Below are 19,252 nucleotides of genomic sequence, written 5' to 3'. Positions count from 1 at the left end.
TGAATGCATGATGTCGCCTCAGGCTACGGGGTGGTACGGCTCGCTCCAGCTTTCTGCCGCGTACAGCTCGGTGTCGGCTTCGATGAGACCATCCTTGCTGCTCCACGAGGCGTCGTCGAGCGTGGCGCGGTGAAAGCAGGTACGCGCAAAACGGGCGTCGCGAAAGTCTGCGCCGTCGAGCCGGGCGCGGGAAAAATCGCAGCAGGCAAGATCGGCGTCGCGGAAATCGGCCCCATGCGCCGTGATGTTTTGCAACGTGCTGTACCGGAAACGGCTGCCGCCGAACGCGGCGCGCTCGACGCGGGCGTCGTTCCAGACGGTCTGGTCGAAGGTGCCGTGGCGGCAATCCGCATCGCTCAGATCCGCGCCGACGAACTGCGCCAATGTGGCCTGAACCGAGACCAGCCGGACGCCGCGCATCGAGGCGTCGCGAAAGTGGCTCTGGATCAGCGTGCAGCCGGAGAGATCGGCTTCGTCGAGTTTCGACTCGGTGAACTGGCAGTGGACGAGACGTTGCCCCGTGTAGTGCCATCCACGCAGGTCGCATTGTTGAAACACCGTTTTTTCGAAACGGCACGCCGTAATGGTGCTGTTGCGCAGGTCGAGCTTGAACAGGGATGTCAGCGCAACGGCGCAGTTGGAAAGACGGAAATCGTCGAGTGTGGAGGTCGCGAGCACGCCCCGGTCGATTTCGCAATCTGCGAACGAACTGCCTTTGAAGAGGCAATCGAAAAAATGGACCGAATTCAGGCTACATGCCCGAAATTCGCAGTTGCCGAGTTCGCACTGGCTGAAGCTGCAATCACGTTGAGCGGACGAGGAAAACCGGCAATCCTGCAAATCGCAATGATTGAACTGGACCTGCCTGATCTGCGTTCCGGTCAACGTCGCGCGTTGTATCCTGCATTCGTGAAAAATGACCTCGCTCAGGTGGCCGGTGCCGAACCGGACATCGACGATCGTGCATTTCAGGAACAGCGCACCCGAGAGATCAATGCCATCGAAGTCGAGGCCGGAAAGGTCGAGGTTTTCGAGCGGCTCGCCGGACTCGATTTTCTGCTTGAGCGTATGGACGTCGATCATGAAGCCATCCTCCGCAGCGTCGGCACCGTCTTCATCTGCGTCGTATAGGCGCCTTCCCAGCAGGTTGCGTCGTCTGTTTCCGTCTGGGCGATGTCGGCGCGAAAGAGATTGGCGCCGCGAAAATCGCTGGCGTTGAGTTTTGCCTGCTTCAGCGTCGCGCCGATCAGCTTTGCGTGCTGTAGCGAAGCCGCGCTCAGATCGCTGCGCGTGAAGTTGCTCTGGCTGGCGTTGGCGACGGAGAGATCGGCTTCCCGCAGCGAAGCCTCGGAGAAGTCGCAGCCATCGAGCCGGGCGCGGGCAAACGAGCAACCGTCCAGCGTCGAGGCGCGGAAGTTGCACTTGTGCAGATCGGCGTTCCCGAAGCTCGCGCCCTCGAAGACGGTATTCGACGTGAACGCCGAGAGTTGAATCCGGCTTTGCGCAAAGTCCGCGCCGATCCGGCATTGAACCCAGCTGCAACGGCTGATCTGCGCGGACGTGAAGTCGATCTTGTCGAGCACGCAATGATTGAACAGGGTCTTGTGCAGCCAGCTTTCGTTGAACGTGCAGCGCCGGAGCAGCGTTTCGTCGAACACGAGCTGGCCGAGCTTCGCGTGGCTGAAGTCGCACTGCAGCAGAAATGTCTTGTTGAGCGTCAGGTTTTCGAGCCGGCTGCCGGCGAAGCGGCTGTTGTCGAGCAAGGCTTCCCCAAGCCGCGTGCCGATGAGCGTCGCGCGGCTGAAGTCGGCCCGCGAGCAGTCGCTGCGGAACAGGGTGGCCTGATCGAGCCGCGTGTCGCGCAACGAGGCGTCGACAAGCTCCGTTCGCGCGAGCACGGCTTCGCGCAGATCGGAACCGTCGAACCGGCAGTTCCGCAGGTTGGCGTTCTCGAACAGCGTGCGGCGAAAGCTCGCGCGGCGCAGGTCGAGCCCGCTCAGGTCGGCGCCCGTCAGGTCCATGCCGTCGAAGTTGCGCTCGCCGGCGAGGCGCGCCTCGATCTCGCGGCGCAGTCCGTTCATGGTTTCCGCGTCGAGGCGCGGCGGGATTGCCTGGCTTTCCAGCGCATGGAGATACATGTCGTGCAAGGCTTGTTCTGATGCTTCCAGTTGCTCGGGCGTGACCTGATCCGGGTGTGCCCCGGCTTGATGCCGCAACTGCTCGCGCATCCGGTGCAGGTTCTCGGGGCCACTGGCGCGCGCCGCCGTGGCGGCGAAGCATTCCGGGTCGTGGCCGCGGTCTCGCAATTGCGTTTCGGCGTCGTGCTTCGCCTGTGCCGCCCGTGCTTCAAGCGTCTTCGCGTAGGCGGGGAGATCGGCGAGGCGGACGGGCTCGATCGGGAGGGCGTCGTCGGCGGTGGTGTTCAGGTCGATCACGTTTGCACCGTGTCCCGCGAGATGTCTGCGGTTTTCTTCCTCGATGCGTTGCCGGCGGCCCGCCATGTGCGTTTGCAGCGCGCTTGCCTGCGCGGCCGGGCTTTCCGTGTCGATCCAGGGACCGATTGCGTCGCCGGGCAGCAGGTCGTGTTCCTCGAACGCATGGAGAGCGCCCGTCTGCCGGTCTTCGCGTTGCAGCCAGACCTTGCGGTAGTGGGCCGGCGGCCGTGCCGCCGCTGCTGGTTCGAGCGCCGGCATCAGCGAGCGCACGTCGTGGGCGTCGTCCTCGGTGATCGCGGCGGTGCCGTGGTAGACGAGGATCATCTGCTCCAGATGCGGAAAGAACCACACCGTGGTGTGTCGCATCGCGATTTCTTCGAATACCTCGTCCGGGCCCGACTGCCGGTTGATGAAGCAGCGCGCCTGCCACGCGGGCAGCCGGCCTTCGAGGCGACGATGCGCGGGGTGCATGTTCTGAATCGCGTACGAGGCGCCCGGCGGGATGGCGGTGCGGTCGAGCCAGACCTGCCCCTCCGCGGCCATGTTGAAGAAACGCGGATCGAAATCCGTGGCGAAGCCCGGAAAATGCTGCTGTAGCCAGGCGGCGTCATGGCATTCGCCGGCCAGCCGCATTCGACGCGGCCACTGCAATCCCAGCGGACCGAAACCCGCGGCCGCGATGGTTTGATCGGGCGCCGTGATCCGGTCGTGAGGCATTTCGACGTGGGGCAGCAGCGCGGCGGGCTTGCCTTCCGCCGGGGCGCCGATGCCATGCGGATTGTCGGGGCAGGCCGGGCCGCCGTAGGCGGTGCTCCAGTCGAGCCGGATGCGCTCGAACGGTTGCGCCGGCGAGTGGCGTCGCTCCTGTGCTCCGGCATCGCCCGGTTCGAGCCAGTGACGTTCGCCGGAGACGATCAGCGTCTTGCGCAACGCCTCGACCTGAACCGACACCTCGCACTGGGTCGCATCCTTTTGCGAGAGCGTATAGGCATAGCCCGTAGCCAGAAATTCCGGATAGTGCTTGGAATAGGCGAGATCGACGATGCGATCGGACGCGGCAAGCTCCGCACCGGCAAGCTCCCAGAGTTCGGGCTCGGGACGCAGTTGCGGATGGGCGCCCATGCTCGACAGGGCGAGAATGGATACGCCGAGACGGTACTCGCCCTGCCAGCGGTAGGGGCGGCTCAGCACGCCGAGGCGCAGCGGCTTGATGACTCTCATGCCGGGCTCCCGGGCAGGGATGCGGCACGATGGCCGGCATCGTGCCGCGCCGTTTGGCATGTCCCGGCAGGCGGTATGCCGGCGGCGGCAAGTGACAGGTCAGGAATTCGAATGGACATGGTGCTCAGATGAACAGTGTCAGGCCGTGGGCGTACAGCGCGAGTTGGCCCATCGCGATCTTCTGGCTGTAGAGGTCCAGCACCGTGTTGTCTGCAAGTATCTTGGCGGAGCTGACGCCGAGATAGACCGGATTGATTTCGGCACGAATGCCGGCGACGTTGAAATCCGCGCCAACCACCGCGGCGCGTAGCCCGGCCGCAATGATCTTGTTGCGGGAGGCGTCGATGGAGACATCGGCTGCCGAGAGCGAGGTGCCCGTGACGATCGTGGTCAGATCGACGGCGTAGGTCTGCAGGGCGTTGCCGCCAACGGCCTCCATCAGATTGGCTCCGACGGTCGTGACCTGGTTCGCGCCTACCGCGACGAGCTGGTTCACCCCTACGGTGATCGCCTGGTCGTTCTCGACGGTCACGCCCATGTCGCGCTCGGCGTGCATCGCAAACGATTCCCGGCCGGGGGCGTCATCGAGGCTCAGGAAGTTTGCCTTGGCGGCATTGCCGTCCTTGGTGCGGCTCGTGATGCCCATCTTCGTCGCATCGGCGGGCAGATCCCACGGCGGCATGTTGTCCTCGTTGTAGACGCGCCCGATGATCAGGGGCCGGTCCGGGTCGCCGTTGATGAAATCGACGACCACCTCCTCGCCGACGCGCGGCACCTGGATCGCGCCGAATTTCCAGCCGGCCCAGATGCTCGATACGCGCACCCAGCACGAACTCGAATCGTCGCCACTCGCGTAGCGGTCCCAGCGGAACTTGAGCTTGACGCGCCCGTACCGGTCGGTCCAGATCGATTCGCCGGCCGGTCCGACGACTTCAGCGGTCTGCGGCCCGTGGGTTTTCGGCCTGGGCGTGACGCGCGCCGGACGCCAGTTGATCGCCGCGGGCACGGCGCTGAATTCGATGCGGTGCCTGGCCGGGTCGTCGTTCTGGCTGGCGTAGCTGCTTTCCTGAAAGACGTAGCGCGCTCCGGTAATCAGATAGGCGCGGTTGTCTTCGTCGCGCGGCGCATTGGCGAGCGTAAATCGGTAGCCGGGCGCGATACCGGGAGACGTGGCCATGCCCGATGCCTGTTCGTGCCGCGACTCCTGCTCCTGCTGCCGGACCTGGGTGTAAAAACTGCCTTCGTTCGCGGTGGTGTAGCCGCCGGGCCATTCGAAGCGTTGCGCCTTGTCGCCGGCATGGGAGGCGGGGTTTTCGCGTGCTTCCAGCAGCCGTGCGCGCGGTTTGCGGAAGTCGTAGTCGTCGGCGCTCAGACGACCTGGCGTGATGGAGTCCGAAACACGCCATTGCTGGATGTTGGACGCATTCTCGGCCAGACCGCCTTCGGAGAGCCGGTAATCGATGACCTCGTAACCCGCCAGGGCGTCGTGCCCCTGCGGCGAATCGGTCAGTACGAGCGTATGGCCGCCCCGCTGGTGCGTGAAGTAATAGTAGATCCCTTCATGTTCCATGAGCCGGCTGATGAAAGCGAAGTCGCTTTCCTGATACTGGACGCAATAGCCCCATGTGCGATACGTGTAGCTCAGGCGGCTTTCGACCTTGATCTGGTAGCCGTCGAGCACTTTCGAGAGGATTTCGGGGACCGTCTTTTCCTGAAAAATCCGGAAGTCGTGGTTCTGGGTCGCGTACCAGAGCCCCGGGCGCACGGTTGCCCGATAGAGGTAGTAACGGTTGCCGCTCGCTTCGCGGCCCGAGAGCGCCATGCTCGTGACGATGCCGTTGAGGTAGCGCGGGGCGGCGGGAATGTCGTTGATCTCCACCGTGAGCGACTTGCCGAGCAGGGCATTCAGGTCGACCGACTGGCTCGCGCTGAGCAGCGTGACGTCGAAATCGTAGAGCGTGGACAGGCTTTCCTCTCCGGTCAGCGAGCGGAACAGCAGCGGGTCGCCGTCGTATGACGGGATATCGGCGACGAAGATACGGTTGAGGGCGCTCATGGCAGTCTGTTTTCCGTGAAGTCAGTGAATCCCGGTGATGAAGAAATGAAGGCCGGATGCGTGGGTCAGATCTCGAATTCACAGGTGAACGTGTCGTCGTCCATGCCTATGCACAACGTCCGGTAGCGCTGGCCTTGCTGCGTGGCGGTCAGCAGCGCATGGCTGATGCGTGGCAGCAACTGGTTGACGAGGATCGCGTCCACCATGCGTCCACCCGACTCCGGCTCGTTGCAGCGGGCCACGACCTGCTGCACGAGTGCGTCGTCGTAGCGGCTGCGGATCTGGTGGTTGTCCAGCAGGCGCTGCTGGATGCGGGCGAGTTGCAGGCGCACGATCTGCGCGAGCGTGCCGTCATTGAGCGGGTAGTACGGCACGACCCGCAGACGGCCCAGCAAGGCGGCAGGGAAGGCTTCGAGCAGCGGTTCGCGCAACGCCTCCGTGAGCGCGTCGGCGTCGGGCCATGCTGCTCCCGGCGAGCAATGCTGCAAAAAAACCTCGGCTCCGACGTTCGAGGTCAGGATGATGATCGTGTTGCGGAAATCGATGTGCCGCCCTTCGCCGTCCTCCATCCAGCCCTTGTCGAAGACCTGGAAGAATATTTCGTGCACGTCGGGGTGCGCTTTTTCGATTTCGTCGAGCAGCACGACGCTATAGGGACGCCGTCGCACGGCCTCGGTCAGCACGCCTCCTTCGCCGTAGCCGACATAACCGGGCGGCGCGCCTTTCAGCGTGGAAACGGTATGGGCCTCCTGGAACTCGCTCATGTTGATCGAGACGACGTTCTGTTCGCCGCCGTAGAGCGCCTCGGCCAGCGCGAACGCCGTTTCGGTCTTGCCCACGCCTGACGGACCGCACAGCAGGAAGACTCCCACCGGCTTGTCCGGATCGTCGAGCTTCGCGCGGGAACTGAGCACGCGCCGCGCCATCAGATCGAGTCCCCGTGTCTGTCCGATCACGCGCCGGCTCAACGTTTCCGTGAGGTTCAGGACTGCGTCGATTTCGTCCTTCATCATGCGGCCGAGCGGGATGCCGGTCCAGTCGGCGACGACGGTGGCCACGGTGTTTGCATCGACGGCGGGAAAGATCAGCGGCGCATCGAGCTGGCAGGCGCCCAGTTCGGCCTGGAGTACGGCAAGCTTCGCGCGCTGTGCGTCGAGCGGAACCGGGACAGGTTCGTCATCCTTGATGTCGGGCAGGGCGATTTCGTCAGCCGTATCGCTGCCGCCAGCCGGAACGGCCTCGGGGATCGCCTGTTTCGCCGTGTCCGGCGAAACGGCGGCCTGCATGGCCGTGTCGTCCGGTGCGGGCCGATCGCGCAACTGCCGGCGCAGTTCGATGATCTGCCGCGCGAGGTCGCGCTCCCGTTCCCAACGCACCTGCAATGCCGCGAGCGCGGCACGCTCGTCGTCGAGCTTCTGCCGCACCTGGCGTACCCGTTCCTCGTGTTCGATGCCGATGTGCTGCTCCCGGGCCACGATGCCGAGTTCCAGCTCCAGTGCTTCGATCAGCCGGCGGCAGTCCTCGACCTGCGCCGGCTCCGCGTGCTGACTGACGGCGACTCTGGCGCAGGCGGTGTCGAGCAGGCTGACGGCCTTGTCGGGCAATTGCCGCGCCGGAATGTAGCGGTGCGAGAGCCGCACTGCCGCTTCGATGGCTTCGTCGAGCAACAGGACCTGGTGATGCCGTTCGAGCGTGCTGACGGTATGCCGAAGCATCGTCATGGCCTGCTTTTCGCTGGGCTCCATGATCTGCACGGCCTGGAAGCGGCGTGTGAGCGCGGGGTCCTTCTCGATGTACTTCTTGTATTCGGACCACGTCGTTGCGCCGATCGTGCGTAACTGTCCGCGCGAGAGCGCCGGCTTCATCAGATTGGCGGCGTCGCCCGTGCCCGCTGCGCCGCCCGCGCCGACGAGGGTGTGGATTTCGTCGATGAACAGCACAATGGGCGCCGGACTCGACTGAACCTCATGGATGACGCCCTGCAGACGCGTCTCGAATTCGCCCTTCATGCCGGCACCTGCCTGCATCAAGCCCATGTCGAGCTGCCAGAGCCGGACGTCGCGCAGCGCCGGCGGCACGTCGCCGCGCGCGATGCGCAGCGCGAGACCTTCGACTATGGCCGTCTTGCCCACGCCGGCCTCGCCCGTGAGCAGCGGGTTGTTCTGCCGCCGCCGCATCAGGATATCGACGATCTGGCGGATTTCCTCGTCGCGCCCGACCACCGGATCGATCTCGTCGAGCTTCGCCTTTTCGGTCAGATCGACGGCATAGCGTTGCAGGCTGCCGTTGCCTTGCGGCCCGCCGGCAGGCGCGTTTCCGCTCGCTTCCGTGCCGGCCCCGCGCGCCGCCCCACCGCTTTGCGCGACGTTGCCCTCGCTTGAACTGGCCAGCAGCAGGCCGTATTGCGCTTCCAGCGCTTTCGCCTCGATGTGCGCGAACTGCGGCGAAATCCGGTGCAGATGGTTGCGCAGGTTGGTCGTGTTGAGAATGCCGAGCAGCAGATCGGCGCTTCTCATCCAGGCCTTGCCCGACCTAAGCGATGCGTGGAACCAGCCACGCTCGACCGCTCCGTCGATCTCGGGGGAGAGGTCGGAGGCCGCGCTGTCGCTGCGAGGCAGGCGATCCAGTTCGCGGACGATGTCCTCGCGCAGCGCTTTTTCGTCAAGTCCGAAATGACGCACGATGACCTGCAGGTCGGTATCGCTGCCCTGCATCAGTTGATGCAGCCAGTGAACCAGCTCCACCTGCGGATTGCCGCGCAGCTTGCACAGTGCGGTCGAGTTTTCCAGTGACTTCAAGAGCCAGCTGTTGAGTTTGCTGAAGAGAATGGAACGGCTGATCATGACCATGACTCAATGAAGTGGGCTGGCGGCGGTTGTCTGTTGCGTGAGAGGCGCGTCCTGCGGCTCGGGCGTGAATATCAACTGGTTCAGCTCGCCGTGCTGCGCGGAGGAGGACGGCGCGCGCAGCCACGTGTTCAGCCCCAGTCGCTGCCGCGAGCCGACGATCGTCGGACCGGCGTGGCCGCGGTCGAGAATGAGTCTCAGATCCCAGATGAATTCGATGCCGACGTATTGACGGACCCAGTCGCGCAATTGCACGAGCAGATCGCCGTCGGGCAGGAAGCGGTTATAGAGATCGAGCGGCATCGGGCCGAGTTCGATCCGGAACTTGTGCTGGATGTCGCGCACCGCGATGCCCAGCGTCGAGGACAGACCGAGCCGCGCTTCGCGGCGACCGGCCTTGAGGCGGGCTTGCTGCGAGGTATCGACGGGTAGCCATACCGGCACGTTCTGCACGATATGAACAGGAATCCCGAAGTAACCGGTCAGGATATTCTTCAGGCCTTCCACGTTGCGAATTTGCCGCGTCAGATGCCCCGTCACGTAATACCGGGCGTGTGGCGCGAGGCTGTCGCGCGGCGCCGCGAGGTCGCAGCCGAGGCCGATCAGGCTCGATAGATAGCGATCGAAGCGCGGGTTGTCGGGGCGGTCGAGCGATACCGCAGGCTGCGTATCTGCCCAGGCGCGGTAAAACAGGAGCGTTAGCCGGTGGTGAAACAGGTTGCAGAAATTCAGCAGGGCCTGGTCGTGATGATGCAGGACACGCTCGTGAACATATTCGGTCAGGTGCAGCGGCAGCGGGCCGTTCGGCCCGAACAGGCCGAGGCTGCGGATGCTCACGTCGTAAAGCGGCGAGCCGGCGCGCGGTGCGATCTTCGCCACGGCGGACGGCGCGAACGACAGCGACGGCTCCTGCCCGATGCGCAGCGGTTCCTCGCGCGGACTGGGTGCGCGACCGAGCAGATGGTGCCGATAATTCCGGGCATCGAGGCGACGCAGTAACTGGAACAGATCGTATGCGAACGGCGCTTCGACCCGTGCCTGCCAGAAGTCGCCGGGAAGTGCCGCCTGATCGGGTTGGAGCGGACCATGCACGTTCATAGCAAGGCCTTGCCGCCGGTACGCGGCGCCCAGAACGCGATTTCCCCCCGTTGCTGGCTGTGCAGGGTGGTTTCGACGAATGAGTTGATCGTGACGAGGCGCGAGAACAGATGTTCGAGCACGGCACCGAACAGATAGGGCGTGGTGCCCGAGAACGCCTGTTCGTCGACAGTGAGATCAATCGCGACGCCGCGTGCGAACATGGCGGGGCCGGCGTGCGCGGCCCTGCGGTGGACGGGCCGCAGGCGGCAATGGCGGATGCCTTCGATCTGCCGGGCGACGGCAGGCTCGCTCAGGCTTGCATGGAGCGAGAGCAGTTGCCTCAGCGCGCTTGCGCCTTCCACGGGGTCTCGCTCCATGAGGCCTAGATAGTTGATCTGCAACTGGCTGATCAAGCCCCACGTGACGAGGTCCCTGGAGAGGGCCGGGAGCGGCGGCGTCGGGCTGCGGCGCAACCGCGTCTCCCGCACCGGGAACGAGCTGACGAGAGCAAAGTCGTCGATTTCCCGGCCTTGCAGCAGCAGCGGCAGATCGCGGTTCGTGCATAGCACATCGGCCGTCATGTACTTCAGATTGCTGCGCCAGGGCGCCTGCTGCTGATCGACGAGCGACACGAACGTTTCCGATCCCGCGTACGTGGTGCGCCTGCCGTGTGCCGACGACAGGCGCGGCTCGCGCCGCACCGAGAAGTAGGCGCCGAAATCGGTGTGGTCCGTGTGCTGCGTGTGATAGAACGGCCTGAACGTTTGCGTTTCTCGCTGCTCGTTCGAACTCGCGCTCAGACGCCGTACGGAAAAGACTTCGTGATCGAGCGGTTTGACGCGATCGACGACGACGTGATATTCGGTAGTCCTTTCATCGAGCGCGATGCGGTCCGCTGTTTTCGGATAGAGGTTGATGATCGGCGTGCAGTGCAGCGCGAGATGTCGCACATCGACGAGACTGGCGAGGTTCGCATCGTAGTGGTCGAGCAGCACCACGACGTCGAACGTTTCAGATTGTCCACTCCCGGGTTCGGGGCACCGTTCGAACAGCGGGCCGAGACCGTGAATGCTGCAGAACAGAAAGCGCGCGGCAAAGGCGAAGTATTCCTGCAGCAGGCGGTAGGCGTCGAAACCGCGCAGATCGTTGGGCAGCAGGGCTTCGTCGGGCGTGAAGCCGTCGTGACGCAACGCGCTCGCGGGCAGCACGATCTGTTGCGGCGAGGCCCCGCGGATCTGGCCGGCCACGCCGACCGTATGCTGCATCAGCAATTCGAGCAGTTGCTGGGCCTGCATGGCGGGCCCGCTCAGATGCAGGGCGAGCCGGTCCATCCGGAGGTTGCGCAGCATGGCCTGGGGCGACACCGCAAAACGTATGCGCAGCGCGCTCTGGCACAAACCGGCCTCGGCCCCGAGCGCGGCGAGCGACAGGCCCGCGGGCAGGCCGCCCAGCTCCACATGCGTGAGTTCGATTGGCTGCAGCACCACGTCGTGGGCGGTGACGTAGGTGCACGTCATGCCTTGCCGTTTCAGGCTCATGCTTTCCATCGGCGTGCCGCGCGGCACGAGATAGCCGTTATTGATATCGCCCTTGTGGCTGTCGGGCACCAGCTCGGCAATGGCCATCGACGGCGTCGGCGCGAGATAGTTCGGGTAGAGGATATCGAGCAGACGTTGCGAGAAGTCCGGAAATTCCGCATCCATCTTCAGGTGGATGCGTGCCGTAAGAAACGCGAAGCCTTCGAGCAGCCGTTCGACGTAAGGGTCGGCGGCATCCATGTCGCGCATACCGAGCCGTCCGGCAATTTTCGGATGAAGGGCGGCAAACTCGGCGCCCAGTTCGCGGAGGTAGGCCAGTTCGCGGTTGTAGTGTTCGAGCAGCTGGTTGTTCAACGCGTTACCCCATGTCCACGCAGTCGAAATGCCCGCTTTCCAGATCGATGTCCGTGCGAAAGAGGAACGGCAACGGAGACGGACTGTGACGGAGTTCTCCCCTGATTTCGATGGACAGGACATGGTGGCGGTCCTGGCCATCGTTTCTGGGCAAGCAGCGCACCACCAGATCGCCGGGTGCGATTCTCGGCTCGTAGTTTCTGATTGCAACCGTCAGCATCTTCTCGACGTGCTTCCAGTCGATTTCGGACAGGTGCTTGCCGGAGAGCGCATCGAGACCGTAGTTCAGCGTCGAGCGTGCGACGTGCGGGTAGGGCGCAAGATCAAATGTGCTGTTGGCGTTGACGCTGTTGAAGAGCCAGCCCAGATCGCGCAACACCGTCTTGCGCAGCGCACCGGCCGAGAGCAGATGCTGTCCTTGCGGCTCCTCGCGTTGTTCGGGGGCTTCGTCGGTGAGGCGGTCCAGCAGCGATGGCTGGGCACGGTGACGCAAGCTGATCGCGCCGCTCTCCCGCGGTGAACGCATCGTGGCGGAGCGATCGGTGCCGGTCGCTGACGGCAGGGTACGCGGGTTCGTGCTCATTACCAGTAGCCCCAGTGTTGTCCGTAGGCCGGCCCCTGGCCTACGCTCGTGCTGCCGTGGCCGGTCGCGTGGGCAATCGCACCCTCGCGTGCCTCAAGGGCATCGAGGGCCTCAAGGTCGACCGCGTCTTCGTTTTTGCCCGTGTGCGCCGTGATTTGCGGGGTGGGTGGCGTGGGGGGGCAGGGGGCTGTCTCATGAGATATCCCAGAGCCCACCTGTGCGGCGACACGCAGGTACGCGCAGACGAAGTGATCCCAGAGCGCAGCCTTTCCGGTCCTGAGCGACAGGAGGCGCATGCCCGATTCCGCGAGTTCCCGTTCCAGCTTTTCGGGAGCAAGTTGGTGGAGGACCGTATCGACGTTGGCGCGATCGTCGGGGCGTAAACGGTCCTCCGCAGCATTCCTGCCCGACTTGAGGTCGGTAAGTGCCTGCGCGGCGGCGGTCTCGATATGCATGAGATCCGGGTCAGGCTGTGCGAAAAGCATCGTCAGGACATGCCCACCGGACGGCAAGGCGTAGAACGGGTTGTGTGCGCACGCGCGATCCGGCGCGTTCCGCTGAGGCATGTTGCCTGTAGCCGTTGCGTCCGTTGTGGACAGACGCATTGTGTGGTCGGTAAACATGCGGAGCAAACGCCCGACCCGCTGGAGCTCGTCACATCCGACAGATGCGGCCTGCACATGGTCCAGGCCCATGCCATCAAGCAGCGCACGGGTAAGTACCGGGGCTAAAGACGTATCTGTTTCCCGATCGTTAGTCTGGTGGGTTGCGGATGCATCCGGTAATGGGCGCCCGTCCGGCGTGGCATGAGCATAGGAGAACGTTTGCGGTGCCGGCCGCGACAATCTGCCGATTGTGGGCTCGCGCCGCTCCGGCGGATCGGGGAACGTGAGCATGGCTGCGTCGGTGTGGCGGTGCAGCGGCTTATCGACGAGGCCGGACAGGGGAGGGAGCTCAGTGACTCGCGCATTGTCGATGCTCGAAGCTGGCAGTTCGGCTCGGACCGATGTCTGTGCGGCTGCGGCGTTGCCCTTTGGGGCAAGCAAGTCGTCAATCGCGCTTGCAAGCGGTGCCGCCGCACCGGGCGAAACGCACAGGGTTGTATCGCCGGCATCGTTGAAATCGGTCTCCAGCGGGACCGCTTCTTCGAAGAGCGCGAATCCGCCGCGATGACCAGCGCAGTCCCGCTTGTCCAGCACCAGCGGCGCGCGGCGCGACATCGTCGCCGAAGATGTGCGATGGGAGACATCGGTGAGAACCGTCGGGGTCATGTCGGCCATGATTGGCATCTGCATGAGAGGGTCGTCATCGGCGAACAGCCAGGACAGGCTTAAATCGTCGTCTTCCTGAAGCAGTGCAGTTTCTCCGCCGCCAAGTATCAACGGGTTGTCGGGCCGGTTGCCGGCGATATTCGCCTGAAGCAGCGGATGTGGCTGGCCAGACGCGGGCTGCGCAGCCGGTTGCGCCTCAACGGCTGAGAATTCCGCATCGAGCGCTGCCCAGATTTCTCCAGGTACTTCGTTATGCTCATTTTCGCTTGCCGAATCCGTTGTGGCAGCGGTATCGGCATGAGGTGCATCAGGTTTGGCCAGTTCGTCGAAGCGCAACAGATAGGTACCAATTTCGAGGTGATCGCCCGGACCTATCGGACGTTGCTGACCTCGCTCGATGGACGCACCGTTCAGGCGGATGGGCATCCCTCCCCGGTTGCTGATTTCGCACTGTCCGGAACCATTGATGAGGACGATGGCCTGGAGGCTTGCGATTTGCTGCCGCTCATCAGGCAGAACGAGATCGTTGTCCTTGCCTCGGCCTAGCGTACCGCCCGGAAACGTAAAATCACAATGGCGCGCAGGACCGGCTTCCCTATCGCCGCCGGCAGACATGCCTTTCATGATTTCGCAGCGCAATCCCGGCACGTGATCGACGATATGACTCATTGCGCTCTTCTCTGGACAGACTGACTCCCCGGTAAGGCCGAGCGATCGCGCCGTTCGCCACAGGCCGGCGGCGCGACGACTGCGGCGACGAACGGCTGACGGCGGGCGTGCTGTTCACGCTGGCTGGATCGGGGCAACATGCGGATGGTCGAAAAATGTCGGTTCGGCTAGGTCTTTGCAGTCTTCATGTCTCTTCCCGGCGAGGCTTGCGGGAAGCAGTTTTCATTACGACAGCGTGCTGACGATGCCGCAATGTGGCCAAGTATCGGCAACCACCGCGTTCAAGGCGTTGGTTGTCCGATATGTTGGCCGGGCCGCAGTACTTCACACACCTGGTGAAGCGCAGCGAACGTCGCAAAGGGGAGACGAAATGATCCGAATCGGCCTCTGCGCTGCAACGCAGCGGTCAATCAGGCCTCGCAGTTCTGCTTGATATCCCATGCCGCGCTGATCTCCGCGCCCTTGCCGCCCTGGGTCGTCTGCTCCCAGTATTGCTGCTTGACCTTGGCGGCCTGGAACGAATAGACCACGCCGACGACATCGCCGGTATTCGCGCCGGCATAATTGACGCCGGTGACCAGAACGTCGGTCAGTACGATCTTGGCGTATTCGATCTGCGTTCCCCCTGCCTTGCAGACGGAGATCTCGACCGAGGAGAGATGCGAGCCCTTGGAGCAATACTTGAGCAGCGCGGGCGTCGATTTGTCGATGAGGGCATTGACGGTCAGATCCGAGAAGGAAACCTTGCCCGTGCCACCGCCGCCCCCCACTCCCATATTGCCGGGCTGCGTCGCACCCCACGTGAATGACGTGATGTCGGTCCAGCCAGCATGGCCGCTGTCCTTGGATTCGCCGTCCGCACCGTCCACCTTCATGAATATGTTTGTTGCCATCGTGAATATTCCACAGTAAGAGAAAATAAAACCGAGCCCTTGAGTCTGGACATCGGCGATCCATGTCAGAGTTCGACTTTTAAGTACGCCATCTCCTTGTCGACTTCTTATCGTTATTCATTGATCACGCTTCGATTGCTTTTGCGGACGGAAGCTTTGAGACAAGCCTCAGCGAAACCGTCAGTCCTTCTAACTGGTAGTGTGGACGCAGGAAGAACTTCGCGGTGTAATAGCCTGGATTGCCGGGCAGTTCGTCGAGCGTCACTTCAGCGGCGGCGAGCGGCTTGCGCGCCTTCGTGTCCTGCGACGAGATGGCCGGATTGCCGTCCACATAGTTCATGATCCAGCCGTTAAGCCACTGCTGCATGTCCTCGCGCCCGCGGAACGAGCCGATCTTGTCGCGCACGATGCACTTCAGGTAGTGCGCGAACCGGCAGCAGGCGAACAGATAGGGCAGGCGCGCCGCAAGTTGCGCATTGGCCGATGCATCGGCGTCGTAGAATTCGGCGGGCTTTTGCAGCGACTGTGCACCGACAAACGCTGCAAGGTCCGAATTCTTGCGATGGACGAGAGGCACGAAGCCGTTACGCGCAAGTTCGGCCTCGCGCCGGTCGCTGATGGCGATTTCGGTGGGACACTTCATATCTACGCCGCCGTCATCGTCCGGGAACGTATGGCAGGGAAGGTCCTCTACCACGCCGCCCGATTCGACGCCACGAATTGCGGTGCACCAGCCGTATTCCTTGAAAGCGCGGTTGATGTTGGTGGCCATCGCGTAGGCAGCGTTTGTCCACGTATAGTTGGAGTGCGTTGCGCCGCAGGTTTCTTCTTCGAAGTCGAATTCGTCGATGGGATTCGTGCGCACGCCGTATGGCAGGCGGGACAGGAACCTCGGCATCGCGAGCCCGATATAACGCGCGTCTTCGGATTCGCGCAGGCTTCGCCAGGCGGCATATTCGGAGTTCTGGAAGATCTTCGTGAGGTCGCGCGGATTCGCGAGTTCCTGCCACGACTCCATCTGCATGACGCCTGGCGCCGCGCCCGCAATGAACGGACAGTGGGCAGCCGCACCGATTCGTGCCATCTCGCCGAGTATTTCGACATCCTGCGGACTGTGATCGAAGTAGTAGTCGCCAATCATGCAGCCAAAGGGCTCACCGCCGAACTGGCCGTATTCCTGTTCGTAGATGCGCTTGAAGATCGGGCTCTGATCCCAGCCGGTGCCCTTGTAGCGTTTGAGGGTTCTGGCGAGTTCGCGTTTGGTGACCGGCATGAAGCGGATCTTGAGTTTCTCGTCGGTCTCGGTATTCTTGACGAGATGATGTAGCCCGTGCCACGCGCCTTCCAGATTCTGGAAATCTTCGTGGTGAATAATCTTGTTGATCTGCTGGGACAGTTTTCTGTCGATTTCCCCAATCAGCAACTGGATGGTTCGATACGAGTCGGGCGAGATCGTCAGGGTATTTTCGAGCGCTTGCTGCGCGAGCGTTTTGACAGCGCTTTCAACCGCTTCTCTTGCTTCATCCGATTTTGGGCGGAATTCCTTCTGCAGCAGTGCACTCAATCCGCTATCGTCGAGCACATTATCCCGCGCGGCGATTTCGTGCTGAATCAGCTTATCCATTATTTATCCTCCGACGTGGCATCTTCGCCGGCAGCTAATTTCGCGGGTGGTTTGTCAGGTAACTGCGATAGCGACTGGAGGAGTGCTGGATTGCTGAGGATCTGCGAGACCAGCTCCTCGGCCCCGCTTTTTCCGTCCATATATGAAAGCAGATTGGAAAGCTGTGTTCGTGCCTCAAGAAGGATTTTTAGCGGCTCGACATTTCTCGCAATGGCGGCCGGCGAGAAATCCGCCATGTTTTGAAATGTGAGATCGACGTTTAGTTCGCCCTCGCCCGTTAGTGTGTTTTCCACGCGCATGGCGACACGTGGCTTGAGCGACTTCATGCGCGCGTCGAAATTGTCGACGTCGATTTCCATGAAGTTTCGCTCGCCCACGTCAGGCAGGGGCTCAGTGGGTTTTCCCGCAAGATCGGCCATGACACCCATAACAAACGGAAGCTCGACTTTTTTTTCCGAACCATAAACCTCGATGTCATATTCGATCTGAACACGCGGGGCGCGATTTCTGGAGATTAATTTCTGTCCACTCCTGCTTTTCGTGCTCATTGATTATCTCGGGTAACTGTTTTAGGTCCAAGTTGACCTGTTTATTCTTGAGCAAAAATCAATTGATGAAATTGATCCTCCTCAACGTGAAACTGTTCTATTTTTAGAGATAAAATGATTTCTGCGTTTCTTTGTTTTCAATGCGGCTTTTTGGATATTTAAAGATGTTCTGACATCCAGACGCATTCTTGAGTATCAGGTAGCTGACCGTTGAGATGTCTGAAAAAATCCCAAAGAAAGCGGGACGAAACAGCGAGAGGATGAAAAAGATTCTTCCTGGTGGAACGGAATGCGCCGCCCATAGCAGATGGCTGGAGCGTTGATAGTCGGATTTACTTGAGAGATTTGTCGATGGTTCTACTCACCGACTGGCAGCGCTTACTAACGCTGGATGTATGAGCCGTACGGGCGTCGTGGAGGCCGGTTGGTTTAAGTTAAGGTAATTCCTGCTCAAACCGGACCAGAGTTATGCTGGTCCGACGATGAAACGCTGGCAGCAGTCGCCGGTCGAAGCCGGGTCCGTTATAGAGTGGTTCGGAGAAGAAGGAGTCCATGACGCACGGGGGCAGAGGGCTGCGTGCTTCCTTGTTGCCCTTGCTTTTCTCCGTTGTGGTGCCACGCAACCGCAGGCTGGTGAGCTTGAAAGAGAACGGATTCACGTCCGTCATGCCATTGGCGATGGCGACCGAGAACAGCGTTGACATGGCGCTGCGGTACTTTCCCCGTGTCTTGCGCTGCACGCTCTGGTTGTTGGCCACATGCTCAAGCCAGCGCCGACCGATTTGGTGCTCGCGCGTTAGTGCGGCGAGTGTCTTGAGCGGTATGCGTTCGAGCGGCGCGTCCACCTGTCAAGGAACGATTCGTGACCATCCAGCAGTCGCAGCGCAACTGGCGAAGCCGCACCACGCCACCGCTTTATCCGTGGATGAAGTTTGCGGGCCAATGGATTAAGACGCTGGCTTTACACCTAGGCAGCGTGTAAGGATCAACGTTGAAAACGGGCGGTTGACCATTACCGCCGAATGAAGGGCCGCAAACGCGGCCCTTCATTCAACATCTATCGGCTCTCAAAGTTGTATTTGGCAATTCTAGAAACATCTTCATCCTCATCTTGCATAAGCCTCATGATTATCGGAATAGGCGCCTTTTTATTTGAGGCGATACCTTGCCGAACAGTTGCGTCGAGATCCGTTGATAGAAGCTCAAATAACTCATCAGACAGTTTTCTCTTCACAGCAATGAAGCGGCGAACATCAGGCCCAAATTGGTAAAGCAACCTCAAGATTTCGATTGGGACCGTCTTGTTATGAGCGACCCATCTCCTATAATCCGGGAATCTATCGATAACATCTTTCCAGACTGAAACAGAAGCCTCGTCAGTCGCAGCGCGATCATATTCGTCCTTGAGAGAGCTATCCCTCAGCGCGACAAATTCTTCAGCAGAGTGAATCATTTCGAGTCCTTGCACTTCAACGAATCAAAGTCAATATTTTTACCCGTATCACTCTTGTGCTTACTCATGTAATCGCCATAGACGTCAGCGTCTGCTACCCATGCACCATTTTTGTCATATACCTTCCAAGCACTGTTCCCATGCCCTGTTTGGTCTTCAGACCACCACATCCCCGTGCCCGGATCTCGCACATACTTAGCGTAGCCCACGCCCGGCACGTTGCCTGAGCATATTCTGTCGAAACGATTCATTTCCCACTCGCCTCTGCATGGACATTTAGCGTTCTGATTCGCTTTTGACGACGCTTGTTTTCTTCCGGCGCCTACCGGCGTTTTGGATAATCCGAAAGGATCGACCCATTCAACCGGGTTCGGCGCGTATGCATAGACGTTGATCCCACCCGCAAGCCCGATGGGGTCTTTGCTGATGAACCGTCCCGAGCTGGGATCGTAGTACCTGTGCCGATTGTAGTGCAGACCCGTCTCGCGGTCGAAGTACTGGCCCGCAAAGCGCAACGGATTCCTGATCCCGGCCTTCCTCGCCGCATCGCTGATGACTTCGTGAGCCTTGCCCCACGCCTGGTAATACGCGTTCCACGCTACTTCGCCCGCCGCATCCGTCAACTCGCGTGGCGTGCCGATCTGGTCACAATGATAGTACGCCAGCGCCCTGAACGGTTGC

The 19,252-nt window shown here is 61.7% G+C and carries 14 protein-coding genes; all 14 read right to left on the bottom strand.

Annotated elements, in window-relative coordinates; genetic code table 11:
- Positions 1–18 precede the first annotated feature (18 nt).
- The gene (locus BLU17_RS34610) at positions 19–1,083 is read right to left on the bottom strand and encodes a pentapeptide repeat-containing protein (protein ID WP_092002315.1); all 1,065 of its coding nucleotides are present in this window, start codon (positions 1,081–1,083) and stop codon (positions 19–21) included.
- Positions 1,080–3,656 carry a DUF2169 family type VI secretion system accessory protein gene (locus BLU17_RS23935; RefSeq protein ID WP_176929182.1) on the bottom strand — a complete coding sequence of 859 codons (2,577 nt, stop codon included), beginning with the start codon at positions 3,654–3,656 and terminating at the stop codon, positions 1,080–1,082. Before BLU17_RS23935 ends, BLU17_RS34610 begins: the two co-directional genes overlap by 4 nt.
- 124 nt (positions 3,657–3,780) lie before the next feature.
- Positions 3,781–5,712, bottom strand: a complete 1,932-nt coding sequence (locus BLU17_RS23930) for a type VI secretion system Vgr family protein (protein ID WP_092002309.1) — start codon at positions 5,710–5,712, stop codon at positions 3,781–3,783.
- A gap of 65 nt (positions 5,713–5,777) precedes the next feature.
- Positions 5,778–8,561 carry a type VI secretion system ATPase TssH gene (gene tssH, locus BLU17_RS23925; RefSeq protein ID WP_092002306.1) on the bottom strand — a complete coding sequence of 928 codons (2,784 nt, stop codon included), beginning with the start codon at positions 8,559–8,561 and terminating at the stop codon, positions 5,778–5,780.
- Positions 8,562–8,564: 3 nt separating this feature from the next.
- Positions 8,565–9,656: a type VI secretion system baseplate subunit TssG gene (tssG, locus tag BLU17_RS23920; protein ID WP_092002303.1), complete on the bottom strand. Its 1,092-nt coding sequence runs from the start codon at positions 9,654–9,656 to the stop codon at positions 8,565–8,567.
- Positions 9,653–11,530, bottom strand: coding sequence for a type VI secretion system baseplate subunit TssF (gene tssF, locus BLU17_RS23915; RefSeq protein WP_092002300.1), 1,878 nt, complete (start codon positions 11,528–11,530; stop codon positions 9,653–9,655). Before tssF ends, tssG begins: the two co-directional genes overlap by 4 nt.
- A gap of 4 nt (positions 11,531–11,534) precedes the next feature.
- Positions 11,535–12,113 carry a type VI secretion system baseplate subunit TssE gene (tssE, locus tag BLU17_RS23910; protein WP_245747001.1) on the bottom strand — a complete coding sequence of 193 codons (579 nt, stop codon included), beginning with the start codon at positions 12,111–12,113 and terminating at the stop codon, positions 11,535–11,537.
- Positions 12,113–14,053 (bottom strand): type VI secretion system-associated FHA domain protein, encoded by a 1,941-nt coding sequence (locus BLU17_RS23905; protein ID WP_143189328.1) that lies wholly within the window; start codon positions 14,051–14,053, stop codon positions 12,113–12,115. The genes tssE and BLU17_RS23905 overlap by 1 nt, the downstream gene beginning before the upstream one ends.
- A 410-nt stretch (positions 14,054–14,463) precedes the next feature.
- A complete protein-coding gene (locus BLU17_RS23895) occupies positions 14,464–14,946 on the bottom strand; it encodes an Hcp family type VI secretion system effector (RefSeq protein ID WP_092002291.1) in 483 nt (160 codons plus the stop codon).
- A 124-nt stretch (positions 14,947–15,070) separates the two neighbouring features.
- Positions 15,071–16,570, bottom strand: a complete 1,500-nt coding sequence (gene tssC, locus BLU17_RS23890; protein WP_092002288.1) for a type VI secretion system contractile sheath large subunit — start codon at positions 16,568–16,570, stop codon at positions 15,071–15,073.
- Positions 16,570–17,118, bottom strand: coding sequence for a type VI secretion system contractile sheath small subunit (gene tssB / locus BLU17_RS23885; RefSeq protein ID WP_092002285.1), 549 nt, complete (start codon positions 17,116–17,118; stop codon positions 16,570–16,572). Before tssB ends, tssC begins: the two co-directional genes overlap by 1 nt.
- A 434-nt stretch (positions 17,119–17,552) precedes the next feature.
- Positions 17,553–17,963 (bottom strand): hypothetical protein, encoded by a 411-nt coding sequence (locus BLU17_RS23880; RefSeq protein ID WP_092002282.1) that lies wholly within the window; start codon positions 17,961–17,963, stop codon positions 17,553–17,555.
- Positions 17,964–18,175: 212 nt separating this feature from the next.
- The gene (locus tag BLU17_RS23875; protein ID WP_092002279.1) at positions 18,176–18,571 is read right to left on the bottom strand and encodes a hypothetical protein; all 396 of its coding nucleotides are present in this window, start codon (positions 18,569–18,571) and stop codon (positions 18,176–18,178) included.
- Positions 18,568–19,252: RHS repeat-associated core domain-containing protein (locus BLU17_RS33930; RefSeq protein ID WP_245747000.1), on the bottom strand; the 685-nt coding region annotated here is incomplete at its 5' end. The genes BLU17_RS23875 and BLU17_RS33930, both read right to left, overlap by 4 nt.

The organism is Paraburkholderia lycopersici (genome assembly GCF_900096975.1).
GTDB lineage: Bacteria > Pseudomonadota > Gammaproteobacteria > Burkholderiales > Burkholderiaceae > Paraburkholderia > Paraburkholderia lycopersici.
Note: the sequence above shows the minus strand (reverse complement) of the source record. Positions and strands in the feature narration are given on the sequence as shown.

Bases quoted from the DNA above. Each gene is read 5' to 3' on its own strand.
- tssB (WP_092002285.1), bottom strand. From the start codon at position 17,118: ATGAGCACGAAAAGCAGGAGTGGACAGAAATTAATCTCCAGAAATCGC.
- BLU17_RS23895 (WP_092002291.1), bottom strand. From the start codon at position 14,946: ATGGCAACAAACATATTCATGAAGGTGGACGGTGCGGACGGCGAATCC.
- BLU17_RS34610 (WP_092002315.1), bottom strand. From the start codon at position 1,083: ATGATCGACGTCCATACGCTCAAGCAGAAAATCGAGTCCGGCGAGCCG.
- BLU17_RS23935 (WP_176929182.1), bottom strand. From the start codon at position 3,656: ATGAGAGTCATCAAGCCGCTGCGCCTCGGCGTGCTGAGCCGCCCCTAC.
- tssH (WP_092002306.1), bottom strand. From the start codon at position 8,561: ATGGTCATGATCAGCCGTTCCATTCTCTTCAGCAAACTCAACAGCTGG.
- tssG (WP_092002303.1), bottom strand. From the start codon at position 9,656: ATGAACGTGCATGGTCCGCTCCAACCCGATCAGGCGGCACTTCCCGGC.
- tssC (WP_092002288.1), bottom strand. From the start codon at position 16,570: ATGGATAAGCTGATTCAGCACGAAATCGCCGCGCGGGATAATGTGCTC.
- BLU17_RS23930 (WP_092002309.1), bottom strand. From the start codon at position 5,712: ATGAGCGCCCTCAACCGTATCTTCGTCGCCGATATCCCGTCATACGAC.
- tssE (WP_245747001.1), bottom strand. From the start codon at position 12,113: ATGAGCACGAACCCGCGTACCCTGCCGTCAGCGACCGGCACCGATCGC.
- BLU17_RS23875 (WP_092002279.1), bottom strand. From the start codon at position 18,571: ATGATTCACTCTGCTGAAGAATTTGTCGCGCTGAGGGATAGCTCTCTC.
- BLU17_RS23905 (WP_143189328.1), bottom strand. From the start codon at position 14,053: ATGAGTCATATCGTCGATCACGTGCCGGGATTGCGCTGCGAAATCATG.